This is a genomic window from Amycolatopsis viridis (assembly GCF_011758765.1).
Lineage (GTDB): Bacteria > Actinomycetota > Actinomycetes > Mycobacteriales > Pseudonocardiaceae > Amycolatopsis_E > Amycolatopsis_E viridis.
On sequence record NZ_JAANOU010000001.1, the window covers coordinates 712,834 to 731,092 of the forward strand.

An 18,259-nucleotide genomic window follows, 5' to 3' on the forward strand; every position below is an offset into this window, starting at 1 on the left:
TTGTCGCAATGGGTTTCGCCGCGGTGGTGTTCGACCTCGACGGTGTGCTGGTCGAGAGTGAACACCTCTGGGAGGAGAACTGGGTCGCCTACGCGGCGGCCCACGGTGTCGAGTGGACGGCCGCCGACACCGCCACCGTCCAGGGCATGAGCGCTCCGGAGTGGGCGGCGTACCTGGCGGAACGCAGCGGCACCCCGGAGACCCCGGAGCAGGTCGAGAAGGCCGTGGTCGACGGGATGATCGCGTCGATCGCGAACGGGGAGGCGCCGCTGCTGGACGGCGCGGAGGCGATGGTGCGGGACGTGGCGGCCCGCGTTCCCGTCGCGCTCGCGTCCTCGGCGGCGCGCCGGGTCATCGACGCGGTGCTGGAGACGCACGGGCTGACGCGGGAGTTCGCCGCGACGGTGTCCAGCGCCGAGGTGCCCCGCGGCAAGCCGAGCCCGGACGTCTACGCCGAGGCGGCGTCCCGCCTGGGCTTCCGGGGCGAGCAGTGCCTGGGGGTGGAGGACTCCAGCAACGGCATCCGCGCCGCGGCGGCGGCCGGGCTGACCGTCATCGCCCTGCCCAACCCGACCTACCCGCCCAAGCCGGACGCGCTGGCGCTGGCCGCGCAGGTCGCCGAGTCCAACCACGACGTCCGGAACCTGCTGCTCGCCTACCTCACCGGAGAGCTGGTGCGCTCATGACCACCCTGGGAACAGCCGAGACGTTCAAGCGGGACTGGCTGGACGGCTTCGTCACCGCCTACGGGCGCGAGGTGCGCAAGGTGCCGGACGCCTACGGCGTGCTGGGCCGCGGCGTGCCCCGCCGGGGCAAGGTCGCCGTGGTCATCGGCGGCGGCTGTGGCCACTACCCGGCCTTCGCCGGCCTGGTCGGGCCAGGACTGGCCGACGCCGCCGTGGTCGGTGACGTGTTCACCAGCCCGAGCGCCGAGCAGGTCTACCGCACCGCCCGCGCCGCCGAGGGGGCGCGGGGGTGCTGTTCGCCTACGGCAACTACGCGGGTGACGTGCTGCACTTCGGCCTCGCCGCGCGCCGCCTGGCGGCGGAGGGGATCGACAGCCGCACGATCCTGGTCACCGACGACATCGCCAGTGGCCCGGTCGAGGAGCCCGGTCGGCGCCGCGGCGTGGCCGGTGACTTCATCGTCTTCAAGGTCGCCGGTGCGGCGGCCGAGCGCGGCGACGACCTGGACGCGGTGTACGCGGCGGCGGTGAAGGCGAACGCGCACACCCGCACGTTCGGTGTCGCCTTCGGCGGCTGCACCCTGCCCGGCGCGAACGAGCCGTTGTTCACCGTGGGCGAGTCCGAAATGGAGCTCGGCCTGGGCATCCACGGCGAGCCGGGGGTTCGCACGGTGGGCCGCCTCGGCGCGGCTGAGCTGGCCGACGAACTGGTGGACGGCCTGCTGCCGGAGCTGCCGGAGGGCGACGGACGGGTCGCCGTGCTGGTGAACGGTCTGGGCCGGACCAAATACGAAGAGATGTTCGTGACCTACACCCGGATCCACGAGCGCCTCACCGCCGCCGGGCTGACGCCGGTGCACACCGAGGTCGGCGAGTTCGTCACGTCGCTGGACATGGCTGGGGTCTCGTTGTCCGTCCTGGTGCTCGACGACGAACTGGCCGAGCTGTACGGCGCGCCGTGCGACACCCCGGGTTACCGCAGCGGCGGCGCGATCATGACTCCGGTCCCACTTTCGTCCACTGTGGACAAACAGCTGGACCGGCCGGAAGGTGACGGCGTCGAGGTCGTCGACCGGGTGCTGACCGCCGCGATGCGCAGCATCGAGGAGAACGAGGCCGAGCTGGGGCGGCTCGACGCGGTCGCGGCGGACGGCGACCACGGCCTCGGCATGACCCGGGGGATGCGGGCCGCCGTGTCGGCCGCGCGCCGGGCGGCCGGTTCGTCGGTCGCCGACACGCTGCTGGCCGCCGGGACCGCGCTCGCGGACGCTGCCGGCGGTGCGTCCGGCGCGCTGTACGGCGTGCTGCTCGCCGAGACCGGCGCCGGGCTGCGGGTCGACGAGATCACCACGAGCGCGGTCGCCGACGCCGTGGACGGAGCGGTGCGCGCGTTCACCGAGCTGGGCAAGGCCGAGCTGGGCGAGAAGACGATGCTGGACGCGATCGAGCCGTTCCGGCAGGCGCTGCGCAAGCAGGCCGGGGCCGGTGCCGCGCTGGCGGACGCGTGGCGCAAGGCCGCGCAGGCGGCCACGCTCGCCGCCGAGGAGACCGCGAACCTGGTGCCCGCCAAGGGGCGCGCGGCCCGGCTGGCGCAGCGCAGCAAGGGGCACGCCGATCCCGGCGCGACCTCGTTCGCCCTGATCGTCACGGCGATCGGGGAAGCTCTGAGCAAGGAGGGGAACTGATGCGGGTCGTGGTGGCCGCGGACAACGCCGGCGTGCTGCTGAAGAACGAGGTGCGGGACCTGCTGCGCGCGGACGACCGCGTCACCGAGGTGATCGACCTCGGCGTGGACAGCCCGGACGACGACCGCGCGTACCCGATCTTCGGGCTGGCCGCGGCCGAGAAGATCGCGGCCGGTGAGGCCGACCGGGGTGTCCTGGTCTGCGGCACCGGGATCGGCGTGGCGATCTCGGCGAACAAGGTACCGGGAGTGCGCGCCACGGTCGCACACGATTCATACTCGGCCGAGCGGTCGGTGAAGTCGAACAACTGCCAGATCATCACGTTCGGTGCCCGGGTCATCGGGGCCGAGCTGGCGAAGAAGATCGTCACCGAGTGGCTCGGCTACACGTTCGACCCGGGTTCGCCCAGCGCGGCCAAGGTCGCCCACATCACCGAATACGAACAGGTTCACGCGGCCGGCTGAGGCCCGACGGGTTCAAGGAGGAGCCACAGTGCGCGTTCTGTGCGCGGGAGATGAGTTCGTCGGCAACAACCTGCTGGCCGACGCGGTGCGGGCCGAGCTGCCCACCGAGCCCGAGTTCCGCGAGCTGTTGCTGCCCTGGCCGATCGAGCCGTTCGGCCCGGTCGGCGGGGTGCACGAGGCGAGCGGCACCGAGGAGCAGGTCATCGAGGCGCTGGCCGGGGCCGAGGTCGCGGTCACCCAGATGGCGCCGTTCACCAAGAAGGTCTTCGCCGCCGCGCCCGAGCTGAAGCTCGTGTCGGTGTGCCGCGGCGGTCCGGTGAACGTCGACCTGGCCGCCGCCACGGAGGCGGGTGTCGCCGTGACGTACGCGCCGGGGCGCAACGCGACCGCCGCCGCGGAGTTCGCGATCGGCATGATCCTCGCCGCGATGCGCCGCATCTCGACCTCGTCGGCCGAGCTGCTGGGCGGCACCTGGCGCGGTGACTACTACGCCTACCCCAATGCCGGTCTGGAGCTCGAGGGCACCACCGTGGGCCTGGTCGGGTACGGCGCGATCGGCTCGCGGGTGGCGAAGGTGCTGGTCGCGTTCGGGGCGAAGGTGCTGGTCGCCGACCCGTACGCGAAGCCGGAGCACATCGCGGCGGACGGCGCCGAGCTGGTTGAGCTGGAGGACCTGCTGCGCCGCAGCGCGGTCGTCAGCCTGCACGCGCGGCTGACCGACGAGACGCGGCACCTGATCAACGCGGAGCGGCTCGCCCTGCTGCCGGAGGGCGCGGTGCTCGTCAACTCCGCCCGCGGCGGCCTGCTCGACTACGCGCCGTTGCCGGAGATGCTGCGCACCGGCCGGCTCGGCGCGCTGGCCCTGGACGTCTACGACGTCGAACCGCCGCCGGCCGACTGGGCCTTGCGCGACGCGCCGAACGTCATCGCGACGCCGCACCTGGCGGGGGCCAGCCGCCAGACCGCGGAGCGCGCCGCGCGGATCGTGGCCGCCGAGGTCGGCCGGTACGCTCGCGGTGAGCAGCTGGCCAACGTCGCGAACCCGGATGTGCTGCGATGATCATCGGCGTCGACATCGGTACTTCGCTGACGAAGGCCGTCGTGTTCGACGAGGCCGGGGTGTCGTTGCACCAGGCCACCACGCCGTCGGAGGTGCGCCACCTGTCCGGCGGCCGTGTCGAGCAGGATCTCGACCAGGTGGTCGGCACGGTCGCGACCGTCGTGCGGGAGGTCGCGGCGAAGCTGGACGCCCCGGTCACCGCGCTCGCGTTGACCGGCCAGGGTGACGGCGTGTGGCTGCGGGACGAGGACGGCAACGCGGTGCGCCCGGCCATCTCCTGGCTGGACGGGCGGGCCAACGCCCTGCTCGCGAAGTGGCAGGCAGACGGCATCACCCGCGAGGTGTTCCGCCGCACCGGTTCCGGCATGTTCCCCGGCTGCGCAGCCGCGATCCTGTCCTATTTGGACATGCACGAGCCTGAGGTGCTGGATCGCGCGGTGGTCGCCGGTTACTGCGTCGACGCGGTGGTGCAGCGGTTGACCGGTGAGATCACCGTCGACGTGTCCGATGCATCGCTGCCGTTCCTCGACCCCAAGACCCGGCAGTACGACGACGGTGCGATCGCCGCCGTCGGGTTGTCCCACCGGCGCGGTCTGCTGGCCGATCCGGCCCCGCCGAAGGCGGTGTTCTCGCTGAACCGACGGGGCGCGGAACTGCTCGGCCTGCCGGAGGGCCTTCCGGTGACGGCGGGGCCGTTCGACCTGCCGGCCAGCGCGATCGGCGCCGGTGTGCGCGCGCCGGGCGACGGCATCCTCACGGCGGGCACCACGTTGGCCTGCCAGGTGCTCACGGACAGCGCGGAGTTCGACGGCGAGGGCGAGCCGGCCGGGATGTTCCTGTCGACGCCGGCGCCGGGCGAGTACCTGCACGCGATGCCGGCGATGGTCGGCACCGCCGGCATCGATTGGATCTGCCGGCTGCTGGGCATCGAGGTCACCGGGATCGGGGCACTGCTCGCGCAGAGCCCGCCCGGCGCCGCCGGGGTGCGGGCGCTTCCGTTCCTGTCCGCGTCCGGTGAACGGGCGCCGTTCGTGGACGCGTCCGCGCGGGCGCAGTTCGCCGGGTTGAGCCTGGAGCACGGGCAGGCGGACGTGGTGCGGGCGCTGTGCGAGTCGATCGCGTACGCCGCCCGCCACTGCTTCGAGGCCGCCGGGCTGTCCGGCCGGCTGTACGCGTGCGGCGGCGGGGTGCGTTCGGCCGAGTGGACGCAGATCTTCGCCGACGTGCTCGGCCGCCCCATCGTGATCCCGAGTGATCCGGGGGTGGGGGCGCGGGGTGCCGTCCTGGTCGCGGCCGAGGCGCTGAACCAGCCGTTCGACGCGGAGTTGTGGGCGAGCAGCTCGCGGACCGTGTCGCCGGTGCCCGAGAACATCGACTTCTACCAGGGCGGTTATGCGGACTACCAGGCGTCGCTGACCGCCGCACGAGGGTTGTGGCGACTGTGATCCTGGCTGACGAACGACGAGCGGTGTGCGAGTACGCGCGGCGGTTGTCCGCCGACGGGCTCGTGGTGGGCACGTCCGGCAACATCTCCGCGCGGTCGGGTGAGCTGGTCGCGATGACCCCGACCGGGGTGGACTACGGCGTGCTGACCCCGGAGGACATCCCGGTGGTGTCCCTCGACGGGTCCATTGTGGAGGGCAAGCTGCGGCCGACGAGCGAGATGCCGATGCACCTCGCGGTGTACACCAAGGCCGCCGACCCGGACGGCGCGCCGATCACCGGTGTGGTGCACACGCACTCGGTGCACGCCACGGCGGTGTCCACTCTGGTCGACGAGGTGCCTCCGGTGCACTACATGCTGGCCACCATCGGCCCGTCCGCCCGGGTGGCGCGCTACGCCACCTACGGCACCGAGGAACTGGCATCGGCGATGCTGGAGGCGCTGGACGGCCGCCGCGGCTGTGTGCTGGGCAACCACGGGACGATCACGTACGGCGATGGCCTCGCGGCCGCGTACAGCCGGGCCGAGCAGTTGGAGTGGCTGTGCCGGGTGTGGCTGCTGGCCCGGTCAGCGGGAGAGCCGCGGCTGCTGCCGCCGGAGGAGATCGCGCACGTGGTCGAGAAACTCAGGGGGTACGGCCAGAAATAGGCCGCGGCCCCGGGCGCGGCGGCATGCTGGGCGGGTGGGGGAGATCGTCACCCATCTCGAGACGACCAGCCCCGCCGACCTGCGCCCGGCCCCGCCCGTACCCGGGTCTCGGTCGAGCACGTCGCTGCCAGTTCCGCGCTGGTGGGCCCGACGACCGTGCGGATCGGCAAGCCCTACAACTGGCCGAAATCCCGCTGGAGCGGCGACGAGTGGGCCGGCTATCTGGCCCGCGAGGGCCGCCAGTGCGTACTGATCCGCTACCTGAGCGAAGTCGCGGGCCTGGCAGACTTCCAATCCCACGGCGACGGCGAAGTCGAGATCACCACGTTCGGCGTGGTGCCGGAGTACGTGGGGAAGGGCATCGGCGCCTATGCGCTGACCCTGGTAGTCGAACGGGCATGGCACGCCGCGCCGGACATCCGGCGGATCTGGCTGCACACTTCGGACCTCGACCATCCGCACGCCCTGCCGAACTACCACCGCCGGGCTTCCGCACGTACCGCACGGCCCACGGACAGCGCTGACCGCGAGACGACCGATGTTCCAGGGTTTCCACCTGACGCTCGCCGTACGCGGTGGTGCTGTTCTGCGTTCCGGTGTGAGGAGCGAGCGGCGGGAGTTCCTGGACTACGTGGTCGATGGGCAGCCCCTGCCGGTGATCTCGGCTGCGGAGCGATCACAGCGGCGATCGTTCAGCACGACGAACACGTCATCTGGCGCGACTTCGCCGGCAGGACTCGATCGGTCAGCAGCTCGAACGCTACCCGGACGTCGGCCCGTTCCGGTTCAGCGCCGACGAGTACCGGATTGCCCTCGAGCAGGTGCGCTGCCGTCAGAACTGGTAGTACAGGAACGGGCTGAACGTCCCGTTCGCGACCAGGATCGCGGCGTACAGGGCGCCCGCGGTCATCACGCCGATGCGCAACCCGACCGCGGGCCGGGTGCGGGCGGCTTCCAGCAGCGGCCCGGTCACCGGGAGGGCCGGCAGCGCGAAGATCGCCAGGGCCGCGATCAGGATGACCAGCCGCTGGTTGGTCAGCGCCGCGTCGACGACGTCGGTCAGGCCGTCCGCGTCCGGCACCACCATGTGGCCGATCATGGTGAACGCGTGCCCGATGTCGGGCGACTTGAAGAACACCCAGCCGAACACCACGAGCACCAGGGTCAGGATCCGGCGCCCCACTCTGGCGGTCACCGCCGGTGGCGTGCGGTCCCAGCCGAAGCGGCGTTCGAGGATCAGCAGCAGCCCGTGGTAGCAGCCCCACACCAGGAACGTCCAGTTCGCGCCGTGCCAGAAGCCGGTCAGCACGAACACGATGCACAGGTTCCGGTACGTCGTCGCCGCGCCCTCGCGGTTGCCGCCGAGCGGGATGTACACGTAGTCGCGGAACCAGCGGGACAGCGACATGTGCCAGCGCCGCCAGAACTCCGTCACCGTCACCGACGAGTACGGCCGGGCGAAGTTCTCCGGCAGCCGGAACCCGAACATCCGGCCCAGCCCGATCGCCATGTCGGAGTAGCCGGAGAAGTCGAAGTACAGCTGCAACGTGTAGCCGACGGCGCCGAGCCACGCGATCGCGAACGTCAGGTCCCCGCCCGACGTCGCGAAGCACGCCTCGACCATCGGGCTCAGCGAGTCCGCGATGATCGCCTTCTTGCACAGCCCCAGCGCGAACCGCGGGAAGCCGGCTGCGATGTCGTCCAGCCGGTGCGACCGCCGCTGCGGCAGCTGGTCCGCGATCTCCCGGTAGCGCACGATCGGCCCGGCCACGAGCTGCGGGAACATCGCGATGTAGGTCATGAACGACACCGGGTCGCGCAGCGCCCGCCGCTCGCCCCGGTAGATGTCGACCACGTACGAGATGTGGTGGAACGTGAAGAACGAGATGCCGATCGGCAGCGCCAGGTGCGCGACCGGGAACGAGCCGCCGAACAGGCCGGTGAAGTAGTCGATCTGCTGCGTGGCGAACCCGGCGTACTTCCAGACCACCAGGATGCCGACGTCGAAGCAGATCACCGCGCTCAGCAGCGCCCGCCGGCGGGACGAGGGCGCCGGCGAGCCCGGTTCGAGCGCCGTGCCGGCCGCGAAGTTGACCACCATGCAGGCCAGCAGCAGCAGGGTGAACGCGCCCGCGCCGCTGGCGTAGAAGATCAGGCTGGCGATCGCGATGATGCCGTTCCGCCAGCTCCTCGGCAGCACCAGCACGGCGAGCAGCACCGCCGGCAGGAAGTACCAGAGGAACAGCGGTGAAGCGAACGACATCGACCTGAAGTCCCCCTGTGCAACCGGATCAGCGTGCTGACCTTAACCGACGCGGTTGGCCCGAAGGAGTGAAACTCCCGCTTCGCACGAGAGACGGTCACGGCTGGTCCTGGCCAGCTGCGCCGGGTTCTCCGGGGCCAGGACCGGCTCCGGGTCAGACGCGGCCCGCGGTGCGGCGGCGCCGCGCGACCTCGGCCAGCAGCACCGCCGCGGCGACCGAGGCGTTCAGCGACTCCACCCCGGCGGCCATCGGGATGGATACCGTCTCGTCGCAGGTTTCGCGTACCAGCCGGGACAGGCCACGGCCCTCGGAGCCGACCACGACCACCAGCGGGTCCGTCGCCAGCGACAGGTCGTCGATCCCGACCGAACCGTCCGCGTCCAGGCCCGCGATCATCAGGCCCTCCTCCGCCCACAGCTTCAGCTGCCGCGTCAGGTTCGTGGCGATCGCGATCGGCATCTTCGCCGCGGTGCCGGCGCTCGTCCGCCACGCGACCGCCGTGATGCCCGCGCTGCGGCGCTGGGGCAGCAGCACCCCGTGCGCCCCGAACGCCGCCGCCGACCGCACCACCGCGCCCAGGTTCCGCGGGTCGGTGACGCCGTCCAGCGCCACCAGCAACGGCGGTTCACCGGAGTTCTGCGCGATCGCCAGCAGGTCGTCCGGGTGGCTGTACTCGAACGGCGGCACCTGCAACCCGAGGCCCTGGTGGACCGCCCGGTTGGTCTTGCGGTCCAGTTCCTCGCGCGGGATCTCCAGAATCGAAATGCCCTTGTCCGCCGCCAGCCGCACGGCTTCGGTGACCCGGTCGTCCGCGTCGATGTTCAGCGCCACGAACAGCGTCGTGCCCGGCACCCCCGCCCGCAGCGCCTCGACCACCGGGTTGCGGCCGGCGATGATCTCCGGCCCTTCGCGCCGGTCCCGAGACTTCTCCGCGCGTGCCGCAGCCGCCGCCGCGCGCTTCTGCGCCGGGTGCCCGGGGCGCATCTCCGCCCGCGGAGTCGGGCCCTTGCCCTCGAGCCCGCGGCGGCGCTGACCGCCGGAGCCGACGACCGCGCCCTTCTTCGTGCCGGTCTTGCGGATCGCACCCCGGCGCTTGGAATTGCCTGCCATTTAAGCTTCTTTCACGGTCCACACGGGACCATCGGGAGTATCTTCGACCGTGATGCCCGCCTTGAGCAGGCGGTCGCGCACGGCGTCGGCCCGGGCGAAGTCCCGTGCGGCGCGCGCCTCCTGGCGCTCCGCGAGCATCGCCTCGACCAACTCGGCCAGTGCGGCCCTCGCCGGCGTCTCCGCCGCCGAGCCCTCCGCCCATTCGGGTGCGAGCGGGTCCAGCCCGAGCACACTCATCATCGCCCGCACCGACCCGGCGGCCGCGCGCGCCTTGGCGTCATCGCCGGAGTCGAGCGCGGCGTTACCCTCGCGCACCAGGTTGTGCACGGCCGCGACCGCCGCCGGGGTGGACAGGTCGTCGTCCATCGCCGTGACGAACTCGGGCGCCAGCTCGCCGGGCTCGACCGTGCCGGTCCGCTGCGCCGCGCGGCGCAGGAAGCCCTCGATCCGCCGGTAGCCCTGCGCGGCCTCGGACAGCGCCCCGTCGGAGTACTCGATCGTGGACCGGTAGTGCGGTTGCACCAGGTAGTAGCGCAGCTCGACGGCGCGGTAGTCGCGCAGCATCGCCTCGATCGAGACGACGTTGCCCAGCGACTTCGACATCTTCTCACCGGACAGCGTCACCCACGCGTTGTGCAGCCAGAACCGCGCGAACGGGTCACCGGCGGCCTGCGACTGGGCACGCTCGTTCTCGTGGTGCGGGAACACCAGGTCGACACCACCGCCGTGGATGTCGAACTCGGCCCCCAGGTACGTGGTCGCCATCGCCGAGCACTCCAGGTGCCAGCCCGGTCGGCCGTCGCCCCACGGCGTCGGCCACGACGGCTCACCGGGCTTCGCGCTCTTCCACAGCGTGAAGTCGCGGGGGTCGCGCTTGCCCTCGGCCAGCGTCTCGCCCTGCTGCACCTCGTCCAGCTTCTGCCGCGACAACGCGCCGTAGCCGGGGAAGGTCGACACGGCGAAGTACACGTCCCCGCCCGCCGCGTACGCGTGCCCGGTGTCGATGAGGCGCTGCATCAGCTCGACCATCTGGGTGACGTGCCCGGTGGCGCGCGGCGCGATGGACGGCGGCAGGCAGCCCAGGACGGTGTACGCCTCCTCGAACGCCCGTTCGTGCGTGGCCGCCCACTCCCACCACGGCCGCCCGGCGTCCGCGGCCTTGGTGAGGATCTTGTCGTCGATGTCGGTGACGTTGCGCACGAAGAGCACGTCGAGTCCACTGTGGATCAGCCAGCGGCGCAGGACGTCGTAGTTCAGAGCGCCGCGGACGTGCCCGATGTGCGGGATGCCCTGCACGGTGGCCCCACAGACGTACATGGACGCCGTTCCGCTACGGGCGGGGTGGAATTCCCGCACGCTCCTGGTCGCGGTGTCGTAGAGATGAAGGGCCACTCCGAAATGGTACGGGTCACGTTCGCGCCGCTCAGAGCACCCCGTGCGTGCGCAGGGCCGTGAGCAGGCCGTCCGGGCGCTCGGCGGTCGGCAGCGGGTCGACGAGGGCGAACGCGCAGCCCAGCGCCGTCGCCCCGCCGTCCGCCTCCGCGCTGTCGCCGACCATCAGCGTGCGCTCCGGCGCGACGCCCAGCCGGTCGGCCAGCAACCGGAAGATCTCGGGTTGCGGCTTGATGAAGCCGTGCTCGAAGGAGAGCACGAACTCGTCGACGAACTCGCCGTAGCCGCGCATGGTGAACGCCGGCCGGATGTCGAAGGCGATGTTGCTCAGCACGCCGACCTTGACCCCCTTGGCGGAGATGGCCTTGAGCGCGGCCTCGGTGTCCGGGTACGGCGTCCACTCCGCGGGATCGTTCAGACGGCGGTACAGCGCCTCGGCCTGCTCGGCGTTCGCGACGCCGGACTTGCGCAGCACCTCGAGGTAGACCTTGCGGTGCAGGACCGGGTCGAGGTCCCGGTTGTCCCACGCGTGCTGGTACTCCTCGGACAGCTCGACGACCTGCCCGGTGGGGGCGGTCATGCGGCGCATCAGCTCGGTCTGGGCCTCGACGTCGAGCGGGGCGCCGTCGGAGCCGGTGAGATCGGAGAGCCAGCTGGGGTCCTGCTCAAGCCGGAAGAGGGTGCCGGAGAAGTCGAACATCACCGCCTGAATCGTCACAGATGACAGGCTACCGGCGATGACCTTGCGGGCGGTGTGAGTTATCCGGCCGGCAGCAGCAACGCGGTGGCGATCGCGGCGATGCCCTCGCCGCGACCGGTCAGACCGAGCCCGTCGGTGGTGGTGCCACTCACGCTGACCGGGCCGCCCGCGGCCTTGCTCAACGCCTCCTGGGCCTCGTCGCGGCGCGTGCCGATCCGCGGGGCGTTGCCGATGACCTGCACCGATGCGTTGCCCAGCTGCCAGCCACCTGCTTCGACCAGCCGCCGCGCCTCGGCCACGAACTCGGTGCCGTGCGCGCCGGCCCAGCGCGGGTCGCTGGTGCCGAACACCGCGCCGAGGTCGCCGAGCCCGGCCGCGGACAGCATCGCGTCGCACAACGCGTGCGCGGCCACGTCACCGTCGGAGTGACCGGCGCAGCCCGCCACGTCCTCCCAGAACAGCCCGGCTATCCAGCACTCGCGGCCCGCCTCGATCGGATGGACGTCGACCCCGGTCCCGACCCTCAACCCTGCTCCTCGAGTAGTGCTTCCGCGACGGCCACGTCGAAGGCCGTGGTGAGCCGGAGCGCGGTGGGGTGCCCGGCCACGGTCCGCACGCTACCGGGGAGGTCCGACAGCGGGTCCGAGCCGCGGGCGCAGACCTTGCCGAGCACGTCGGGGCGGTAACCGACGGGCGTCTGCACGACCCGCAGCCGGTCCCGGTCGGAGGTGCTCTCGATCACCCCGCCGGAGACGAGTTTGACCGTGTCGGTCACGGGTAGCACCGGAACGATCGCCTCTGCCCCGGCGAGCACCGCCTCGGCCACCGCGCGGACGGTGGCGGGCGGCACGAACGGACGTGCGACGTCGTGCACCAGGACGACGTCGGCGGACTCCCCGGCGGCGTCGAGCGCCAGCCGGGCCGACTCGGCGCGGTCGGCCCCGCACGCCAGTACCCGGCACCGGGAACCGGCGCCGGGTACGGCTCGGATGATCACTTCACAGTCCCCGAGCGCGGATTTGGGGACCGCCACCACCAGGCGGTCGGCGCATCCGGACGCCAGCAGACCCGCCACGGCGTGCCGCAGCAACGGCGCACCGTGCACGAGCCTGCAGGGGTCCGGCCCCTCGGGGTCGGCGATGAGTAGCGCTGCCACCTTCATCGCCGGTGTCTCGTTTCGCGGGACGAGCTGTGTCTCATGAGCTCAGCGTGGTGGATGAGCAGAGTGTGCCCGGCCCATCTCGCGAGGTCAGTCCGTGCTCTAGACGGCCGCTGTTTCCAGGACCTCGTCGAGCAGCGTCTCCGCCTTGCCCTCGTCGGTGCCTTCCGCCAGGGCGAGCTCGCTGACCAGTATCTGACGGGCCTTGGCCAGCATCCGCTTCTCGCCGGCGGACAGGCCGCGGTCCTTCTCGCGCCGCCAGAGGTCGCGCACCACTTCGGCCACCTTGTTGACGTCGCCGGAGGCGAGCTTCTCCAGGTTGGCCTTGTACCGCCGAGACCAGTTCGTGGGCTCCTCGGTGTGCGGCGCCCGCAGCACGTCGAAGACCCGGTTGAGGCCGTCCTGGCCCACGACGTCCCGCACGCCCACGATCTCGGCGTTGTCAGCGGGCACGCGAACCGTCAGGTCCCCTTGCGCGACTTTGAGGACGAGGTACTGCTTTTCCTCGCCCTTGATCACGCGGGTCTCGATCGCTTCGATGAGTGCGGCACCGTGGTGCGGGTAGACGACGGTCTCTCCGACCTTGAAAACCATGTGTCCTCTGCCCCTTTCGCTGGCTCCATCTTAGCACGTCGCGAGGGGGGTCACCTAGCGGGCCGAGATCGTCATCGCAGGTCAGGGGCCATCCGGGGGGTTGACAAACCGATAAAGTGCATGCTCATGCAGGTGGTGGGGAACCCTGTCGACATTGTCTTGCTGATCCACTGTGGACGGTAATTCGGCCCCTCGGCGCACGCTCGGTGGCGGGCTTTCCGGCCCTGGTTGACCTACTCCCGCCGGCCCACCACCACCCTCAACGGAGCCGCTTCGCGGCGCAGATAGGATCGGGCCGGTACGGCTTCTAGGAGGGACTGAGACCGTGAGGCTGCAGAAACGTCGTGTGTTCGGCGCGAGCGTGGTCGCCGTGGGTGCCGCCCTGGCTCTCGCCGGGTGCGGGGCCGGGCAGATCGCCCAGACCAGCACCATGCTGCCCGCGGTCAACGGCGCCATGGGCCAGGCGGGCAAGCTCGTGGTGCGGGACGCCGCCCTGGTGAACCGCAACGACTGCGAGCAGGCCTACGCGAGCGGCTCCAGCGCCCCGCTGACGCTGGTCATCGCCAACGACGGCACCGCCGACGACGATCTGGTCAGCGTGAGCAGCCCGAACGCCGCGAACGCCAGCGTCCAGGGCCAGAAGACGGTCGTGGCGGGCAGCAAGCTCCTCGTCGGCCCGGTCACCGAGGGTGAGTCGCTCGTGCAGACGGGGTCCAGCTCCGCCGCGCCGGCCTCGTCCGCCGCGCCGGCCTCGTCCGCCGCGCCGGCCTCGTCCGCAGCGCCGGCCCCGGGGTCCGCTTCGCCGACCGCGGGCCCGACCGGGCAGCCGCCGCGCATCGGCCACGCCGAGGTCGTCCTGCAGAGCCTGAAGTCGGTCGTGTGGCCCGGCCAGCTGGTCCCGGTCACCTTCACCTTCCGCAACTCCGGTTCGGTGACCGTGCAGCTGCCGATCCAGGCGCCCACCGTCCAGCTCAACTGCCAGGCGCCCGCCTCGCAGGAAGCCGGCGGTCACTGAAACTGTCGGTGGTGCCCGCTAGCGTGACCGGTCATGGTCAAGAAGGGCACCAGCTACCGCTGCGGTGAGTGCGGGTACGAGGCCGCCAAGTGGGTCGGCCGCTGCCCGGAGTGCCAGGCGTGGGGCACGATCGAAGAGCGCGGGGACGCGCGCCCGGCGATCGCCCGGGTCGCGGCCGGTGCGCCGAGCGCGCCCGCCCGGCCGATCGGTCAGGTCGACGTGGAGGCCGCTCGCGCCCGCACCACCGGGGTGGGCGAGCTGGACCGGGTGCTCGGCGGCGGACTGGTGCCCGGTGCGGTCGTGCTGCTGGCCGGCGAGCCCGGGGTCGGCAAGTCGACCCTGTTGCTCGAGGTGGCCTACCAGTGGGCCCGCGGCGGGACGGGGCCCGCGCTGTACGTCACCGGTGAGGAGTCCGCGGGTCAGGTGCGGCTGCGCGCCGAGCGGACGAAGAACGTGCACGAACGCGTGTTCCTCGCCGCGGAAAGCGATCTGTCGGCGATCCTCGGGCACGTCGACGCGGTCAAGCCGGGTGTGCTGATCGTCGACTCGGTGCAGACCATGGCATCCCCGCAGGTCGAGGGCGCGCCGGGCGGGGTCACGCAGGTCCGGGCCGTCACGGCCGGGCTGGTCGCGCTCGCCAAGGAACGCGGGCTGCCGGTCGTGCTGGTCGGGCACGTCACGAAGGACGGCTCGGTCGCCGGCCCGCGCGTGCTGGAGCACCTGGTGGACGTGGTGCTGCACTTCGAGGGCGACCGGCATTCCACGCTGCGCCTGGTCCGCGGTGTGAAGAACCGGTTCGGGCCCGCGGACGAGATCGGCTGCTTCGAGCTGCGCGAGGACGGCATCGTCGGCGTGCCGGATCCGTCGGGGCTGTTCCTGAACCGGCGGGAGGACGCGGTGCCGGGCACCGCGGTCACGGTCACCGTCGAGGGCAAGCGGCCACTGCTGTGCGAGGTGCAGGCACTGGTGTCCAGCGCCGGTGCGCCGCAGCCCAGGAGGGCCGTGAGCGGCCTGGATTCGGCGAGGGTGGCGATGGTCCTCGCGGTGCTGGAGAAGCGCGGTGGGATCAGGCTGGGCGACCGGGACGTGTATTCGGCGACGGTCGGCGGGATGAAGGTCACCGAGCCGGCCGTCGACCTCGCGGTGATCCTCGCGCTGTGGTCGTCGGTGCGGGACGTGGCGCTGTCGCCGCGGCTGGTGGTCGTCGGCGAGGTCGGGCTGGCGGGGGAGATCCGCCGGGTCACCGGGGCCGGACGGCGGCTGGCCGAGGCGGCGCGGCTGGGCTTCACGCACGCGCTCGTGCCGCCGGACCCGGGGAAACTGCCGGACGGCATCCGCGTGCTGGAGGTCGACTCGGTGGCCGCGGCGCTGCACGCGGCCAACCACGCCTGACGTCCGCGGCCGCGTTGGCCACCCGGCCCGGACGTGACGAAGGCCCCCTCCGGCTCCGGAGGGGGCCTTCGACGACGATCGGGTCAGGCGGACAGCAGCTTCGCGCACCGGATCAGGCCCAGGTGCGAGTACGCCTGCGGGTGGTTGCCCAGCGACCGTTCCGCCACCGGGTCGTACTGCTCGGGCAGCAGACCCGTCGGGCCGGCCGCGTCGACCAGCTGCTCGAACAGCTCCTCGGCCTCGGTGCGGCGCCCGGTCAGCAGGTACGCCTCGATCAGCCACGCGGCGCACAGGTGGAACCCGCCCTCACCGCCCGGCAAACCGTCGTCCCGGCGGTACCGGTAAACGGTCGAGCCGCTGCGCAGCTCGGCCTCGATCGCGGTCACCGTGGACTGGAACCGCTCGTCCGACGGGTCGATCAGCCCGGACAGCCCGACGAACAGCGACGCCGCGTCCAGGTCGGTGCCGTCGTAGGCCGTGGTGAACGCCTGGACCTCGTCGTTCCAGCCGTGGGTGAGCACGTCCCGGGCGATCTCCTCACGCAGCTCCGGCCACCCGGCCGGGATCTCCCGCCCGTACACCTCGCCGAGCTTGATCGCGCGGTCCACCGTCACCCAGCACATCACGCGCGAGTACACCCGGTGCCGCGGCACGTGCCGCTCCTCCCAGATGCCGTGGTCCGGCTCGGACCAGCGCCGCGTCACCGCCTCGGCCATGGCGCGCACCAGCTGCCAGTCCTCGTCCCGCAGCTCGCCGCGCACCTGCGCCAGCTCGGCCACCAGCTCCACGACCGGGCCGAACACGTCCAGCTGCACCTGGTGGTTCGCCAGGTTGCCGACCCGCACCGGGCGCGAACCCGCGTACCCGGGCAGCGAGTCGATCACCGCCTCGGCGCCCAGCTGGTTGCCGTTGATCGTGTACAGCGGGTGCAGCCGCTCCGGGCCGGCCAGCGTCGACAGCACGCCGTGCAGCCACCGCAGGTACCCCTCGGCCTCGGTCAGCGAGCCCAGCCCCACCAGCTCGCGCACCGTGAACGCGGCGTCGCGGATCCAGCAGTAGCGGTAGTCCCAGTTCCGCACGCCGCCGATCTCCTCGGGCAGCGACGTGGTGGCGGCCGCCAGCACCGCGCCGGTGTCGGCGTTGCACAGGCCGCGCAGCGTCAGCGCCGACCGCGCGACCAGCTCCGACTCGACGTTGGGCAGCTTCAGCGTGGTGGCCCAGTCGCTCCAGTAGGCGCCGGCGCGGGCGCGGCGCTCCGCTTCGGACGAGTCGTGCGCCCCGAGATCCGTGGTGCCGCACCGCAGTTCGAGTACGACCGGCTCGTCCTGGGTGGGCTGGACCAGCGCGGTCGCGGTGTCGTGCAGCCCGTCGGAGGTGATCTCCCAGGCCACACCCGGCGAGCGCAGCACGATCGGCTCGGACGTGCCCAGCACGCGCAGGCCCTCGGGGTCGGCCACCAGCCGCACCGGCACGCCACCGAACTCCGGTCGCGGCGCGAACACCACGGACGCCGCGGCCGTGCCGGAGATGACACGCACCAGGTCGGTGCGGTGCGGTGGGCCGTCCGGTTCGAGGTAGTCCGTCACCAGCAGCCGCGACCAGCGGGTTTCCACGGTCATCGTGTTCGGCAGGTACCGCTGGCCCAGCGGCAGGCCGTTGTGGTGCGGTTTGATCGAGAAGTGGCCGGCGCCGGTGCCGCCGAGCAGGTCGGCGAACACCGCTGGGGCGTCCGGGCCGGGGTGGCACATCCAGGTCAGCCGGGCGTCCGGGGTGACGAGGGCGACCGCGCGCTCGTTGGACAGCATGGACAGCCGCTCGATCGGCGGAGCCTGCTCACCGTAGAGCCAGTTGCGGCGCTCCTCCAGCATGAACGCCAGGACCGTGGCGACGTCCTCGGTGCCGGGCACCGTGTACGCCGCCAGCGTCTCGCCGTCACCGACCTTGACGCCGACGTCCGGCCCGGACAGCCGGGCGAACGCCTTCTCGTCGGTGACGTCGTCACCGAGGAAGATCGCCGCGGTGGCGCCGACCTGGTGGCGCAGTGTGTCCAGCGCACGGCCCTTGTCGGTCTGCACGACGGCCAGCTCGACGACCTCCTTGCCGTCGGTGGTCGTCACACCCTCCCACGTGCACGGTCCACTGTGGACCTCGTCGAGCACGCGGCGGGCGGCGTCCCGGTCGGCGCGGCGGACGTGCACCGCGATGCTGGCCGGCTTGACCTCCAGCGACACACCCGGCACGTCACCGGCGATGCGTTCCAGCTCCGCCTCGACCCGCCGGTGCAGGTCGCGGGCCTGGGCGTCGAGCTCGTGCACGAAGCCGATGTCGAATTCGGAACCGTGGCTGCCCACGAGGTGCACCTCGTGCGGCAGTCGCGACAGGATGGCGAGGTCGCGCAGCGCCCGGCCGGAGATGACTGCGGTCGTCGTCTCGTGCAGCCCGGCCAGCGAGCGCAGCGCGCCCACCGACTCGGGCAGCGGGCGCGCCTCGTCCGGGTTGGTCACGATCGGAGCCAAGGTCCCGTCGTAGTCGCAAGCGACCAGCAAACGCGGCGTGCGAGCGATCTGCACGATCGCACGGCGCAGCTCAGCGGGCAGGGACTCGGCGGTCACCACTCCTCCTTAAGGAGCTCAAAAGCTTTTAGCTA

General features: G+C 72.0%; 16 protein-coding genes and 1 pseudogene. 9 read left to right on the forward strand and 8 right to left on the reverse strand.

Annotated features, from left to right (window positions below):
• Positions 1-8: 8 nt before the first annotated feature.
• The 7 genes and pseudogenes from FHX46_RS03585 to FHX46_RS28380 all read left to right on the forward strand — a co-directional run bounded on the left by FHX46_RS03585 (position 9) and on the right by FHX46_RS28380 (position 6,847).
• On the forward strand, positions 9-686 hold the full coding sequence (locus tag FHX46_RS03585; protein ID WP_167110606.1) for an HAD family hydrolase: 678 nt from the start codon (positions 9-11) through the stop codon (positions 684-686).
• A pseudogene (gene dhaL, locus FHX46_RS03590) lies at positions 683-2,370 on the forward strand (dihydroxyacetone kinase subunit DhaL). The gene FHX46_RS03585 and the pseudogene dhaL overlap by 4 nt, the downstream one beginning before the upstream one ends.
• Positions 2,370-2,834: a ribose-5-phosphate isomerase gene (locus FHX46_RS03595; RefSeq protein ID WP_167110608.1), complete on the forward strand. Its 465-nt coding sequence runs from the start codon at positions 2,370-2,372 to the stop codon at positions 2,832-2,834. The pseudogene dhaL and the gene FHX46_RS03595 overlap by 1 nt, the downstream one beginning before the upstream one ends.
• Positions 2,835-2,862: 28 nt before the next feature.
• The gene (locus FHX46_RS03600) at positions 2,863-3,894 is read left to right on the forward strand and encodes a 2-hydroxyacid dehydrogenase (RefSeq protein ID WP_167110610.1); all 1,032 of its coding nucleotides are present in this window, start codon (positions 2,863-2,865) and stop codon (positions 3,892-3,894) included.
• Positions 3,891-5,339, forward strand: coding sequence for an FGGY-family carbohydrate kinase (locus tag FHX46_RS03605; RefSeq protein WP_167110612.1), 1,449 nt, complete (start codon positions 3,891-3,893; stop codon positions 5,337-5,339). Before FHX46_RS03600 ends, FHX46_RS03605 begins: the two co-directional genes overlap by 4 nt.
• Complete coding sequence (locus FHX46_RS03610; RefSeq protein WP_167110614.1) at positions 5,336-5,986, forward strand: class II aldolase/adducin family protein; 651 nt, start codon at positions 5,336-5,338, stop codon at positions 5,984-5,986. Before FHX46_RS03605 ends, FHX46_RS03610 begins: the two co-directional genes overlap by 4 nt.
• Before the next feature lie 156 nt (positions 5,987-6,142).
• Positions 6,143-6,847, forward strand: a complete 705-nt coding sequence (locus FHX46_RS28380; RefSeq protein WP_313886010.1) for a GNAT family N-acetyltransferase — start codon at positions 6,143-6,145, stop codon at positions 6,845-6,847.
• On the opposite strand, the gene FHX46_RS03625 is transcribed toward FHX46_RS28380, so the two are convergent.
• The 7 genes from FHX46_RS03625 to FHX46_RS03655 form a co-directional block, all read right to left on the reverse strand.
• Positions 6,819-8,249 (reverse strand): MBOAT family O-acyltransferase, encoded by a 1,431-nt coding sequence (locus FHX46_RS03625; RefSeq protein ID WP_167110616.1) that lies wholly within the window; start codon positions 8,247-8,249, stop codon positions 6,819-6,821. The genes FHX46_RS28380 and FHX46_RS03625 overlap by 29 nt on opposite strands.
• Before the next feature lie 154 nt (positions 8,250-8,403).
• A complete protein-coding gene (rlmB, locus tag FHX46_RS03630; protein WP_167103474.1) occupies positions 8,404-9,360 on the reverse strand; it encodes a 23S rRNA (guanosine(2251)-2'-O)-methyltransferase RlmB in 957 nt (318 codons plus the stop codon).
• Positions 9,361-10,752: a cysteine--tRNA ligase gene (gene cysS, locus FHX46_RS03635; protein ID WP_167110618.1), complete on the reverse strand. Its 1,392-nt coding sequence runs from the start codon at positions 10,750-10,752 to the stop codon at positions 9,361-9,363.
• A 31-nt stretch (positions 10,753-10,783) separates the two neighbouring features.
• Positions 10,784-11,470 (reverse strand): HAD family hydrolase, encoded by a 687-nt coding sequence (locus FHX46_RS03640; protein WP_167110620.1) that lies wholly within the window; start codon positions 11,468-11,470, stop codon positions 10,784-10,786.
• A gap of 41 nt (positions 11,471-11,511) precedes the next feature.
• Complete coding sequence (gene ispF / locus FHX46_RS03645) at positions 11,512-11,979, reverse strand: 2-C-methyl-D-erythritol 2,4-cyclodiphosphate synthase (RefSeq protein ID WP_167110622.1); 468 nt, start codon at positions 11,977-11,979, stop codon at positions 11,512-11,514.
• Positions 11,976-12,614 carry an IspD/TarI family cytidylyltransferase gene (locus FHX46_RS03650; RefSeq protein ID WP_167110624.1) on the reverse strand — a complete coding sequence of 213 codons (639 nt, stop codon included), beginning with the start codon at positions 12,612-12,614 and terminating at the stop codon, positions 11,976-11,978. Before FHX46_RS03650 ends, ispF begins: the two co-directional genes overlap by 4 nt.
• Positions 12,615-12,713: 99 nt before the next feature.
• Positions 12,714-13,205 carry a CarD family transcriptional regulator gene (locus FHX46_RS03655; RefSeq protein ID WP_020417039.1) on the reverse strand — a complete coding sequence of 164 codons (492 nt, stop codon included), beginning with the start codon at positions 13,203-13,205 and terminating at the stop codon, positions 12,714-12,716.
• Between the two features lie 325 nt (positions 13,206-13,530).
• Here FHX46_RS03655 and FHX46_RS03660 point away from each other — a divergent pair, with 325 nt between their 5' ends.
• Together FHX46_RS03660 and radA are read left to right on the forward strand one after the other, a co-directional pair.
• The gene (locus FHX46_RS03660; RefSeq protein ID WP_167110626.1) at positions 13,531-14,220 is read left to right on the forward strand and encodes a hypothetical protein; all 690 of its coding nucleotides are present in this window, start codon (positions 13,531-13,533) and stop codon (positions 14,218-14,220) included.
• Positions 14,221-14,253: 33 nt separating this feature from the next.
• Entirely contained in the window at positions 14,254-15,612 is a 1,359-nt protein-coding gene (gene radA / locus FHX46_RS03665; RefSeq protein WP_167103492.1) for a DNA repair protein RadA, read from the forward strand.
• A gap of 83 nt (positions 15,613-15,695) precedes the next feature.
• Here the strand turns inward: radA and otsB are convergent, their stop codons facing one another.
• A complete protein-coding gene (gene otsB / locus FHX46_RS03670; RefSeq protein WP_167110628.1) occupies positions 15,696-18,224 on the reverse strand; it encodes a trehalose-phosphatase in 2,529 nt (842 codons plus the stop codon).
• Positions 18,225-18,259: the final 35 nt, after the last annotated feature.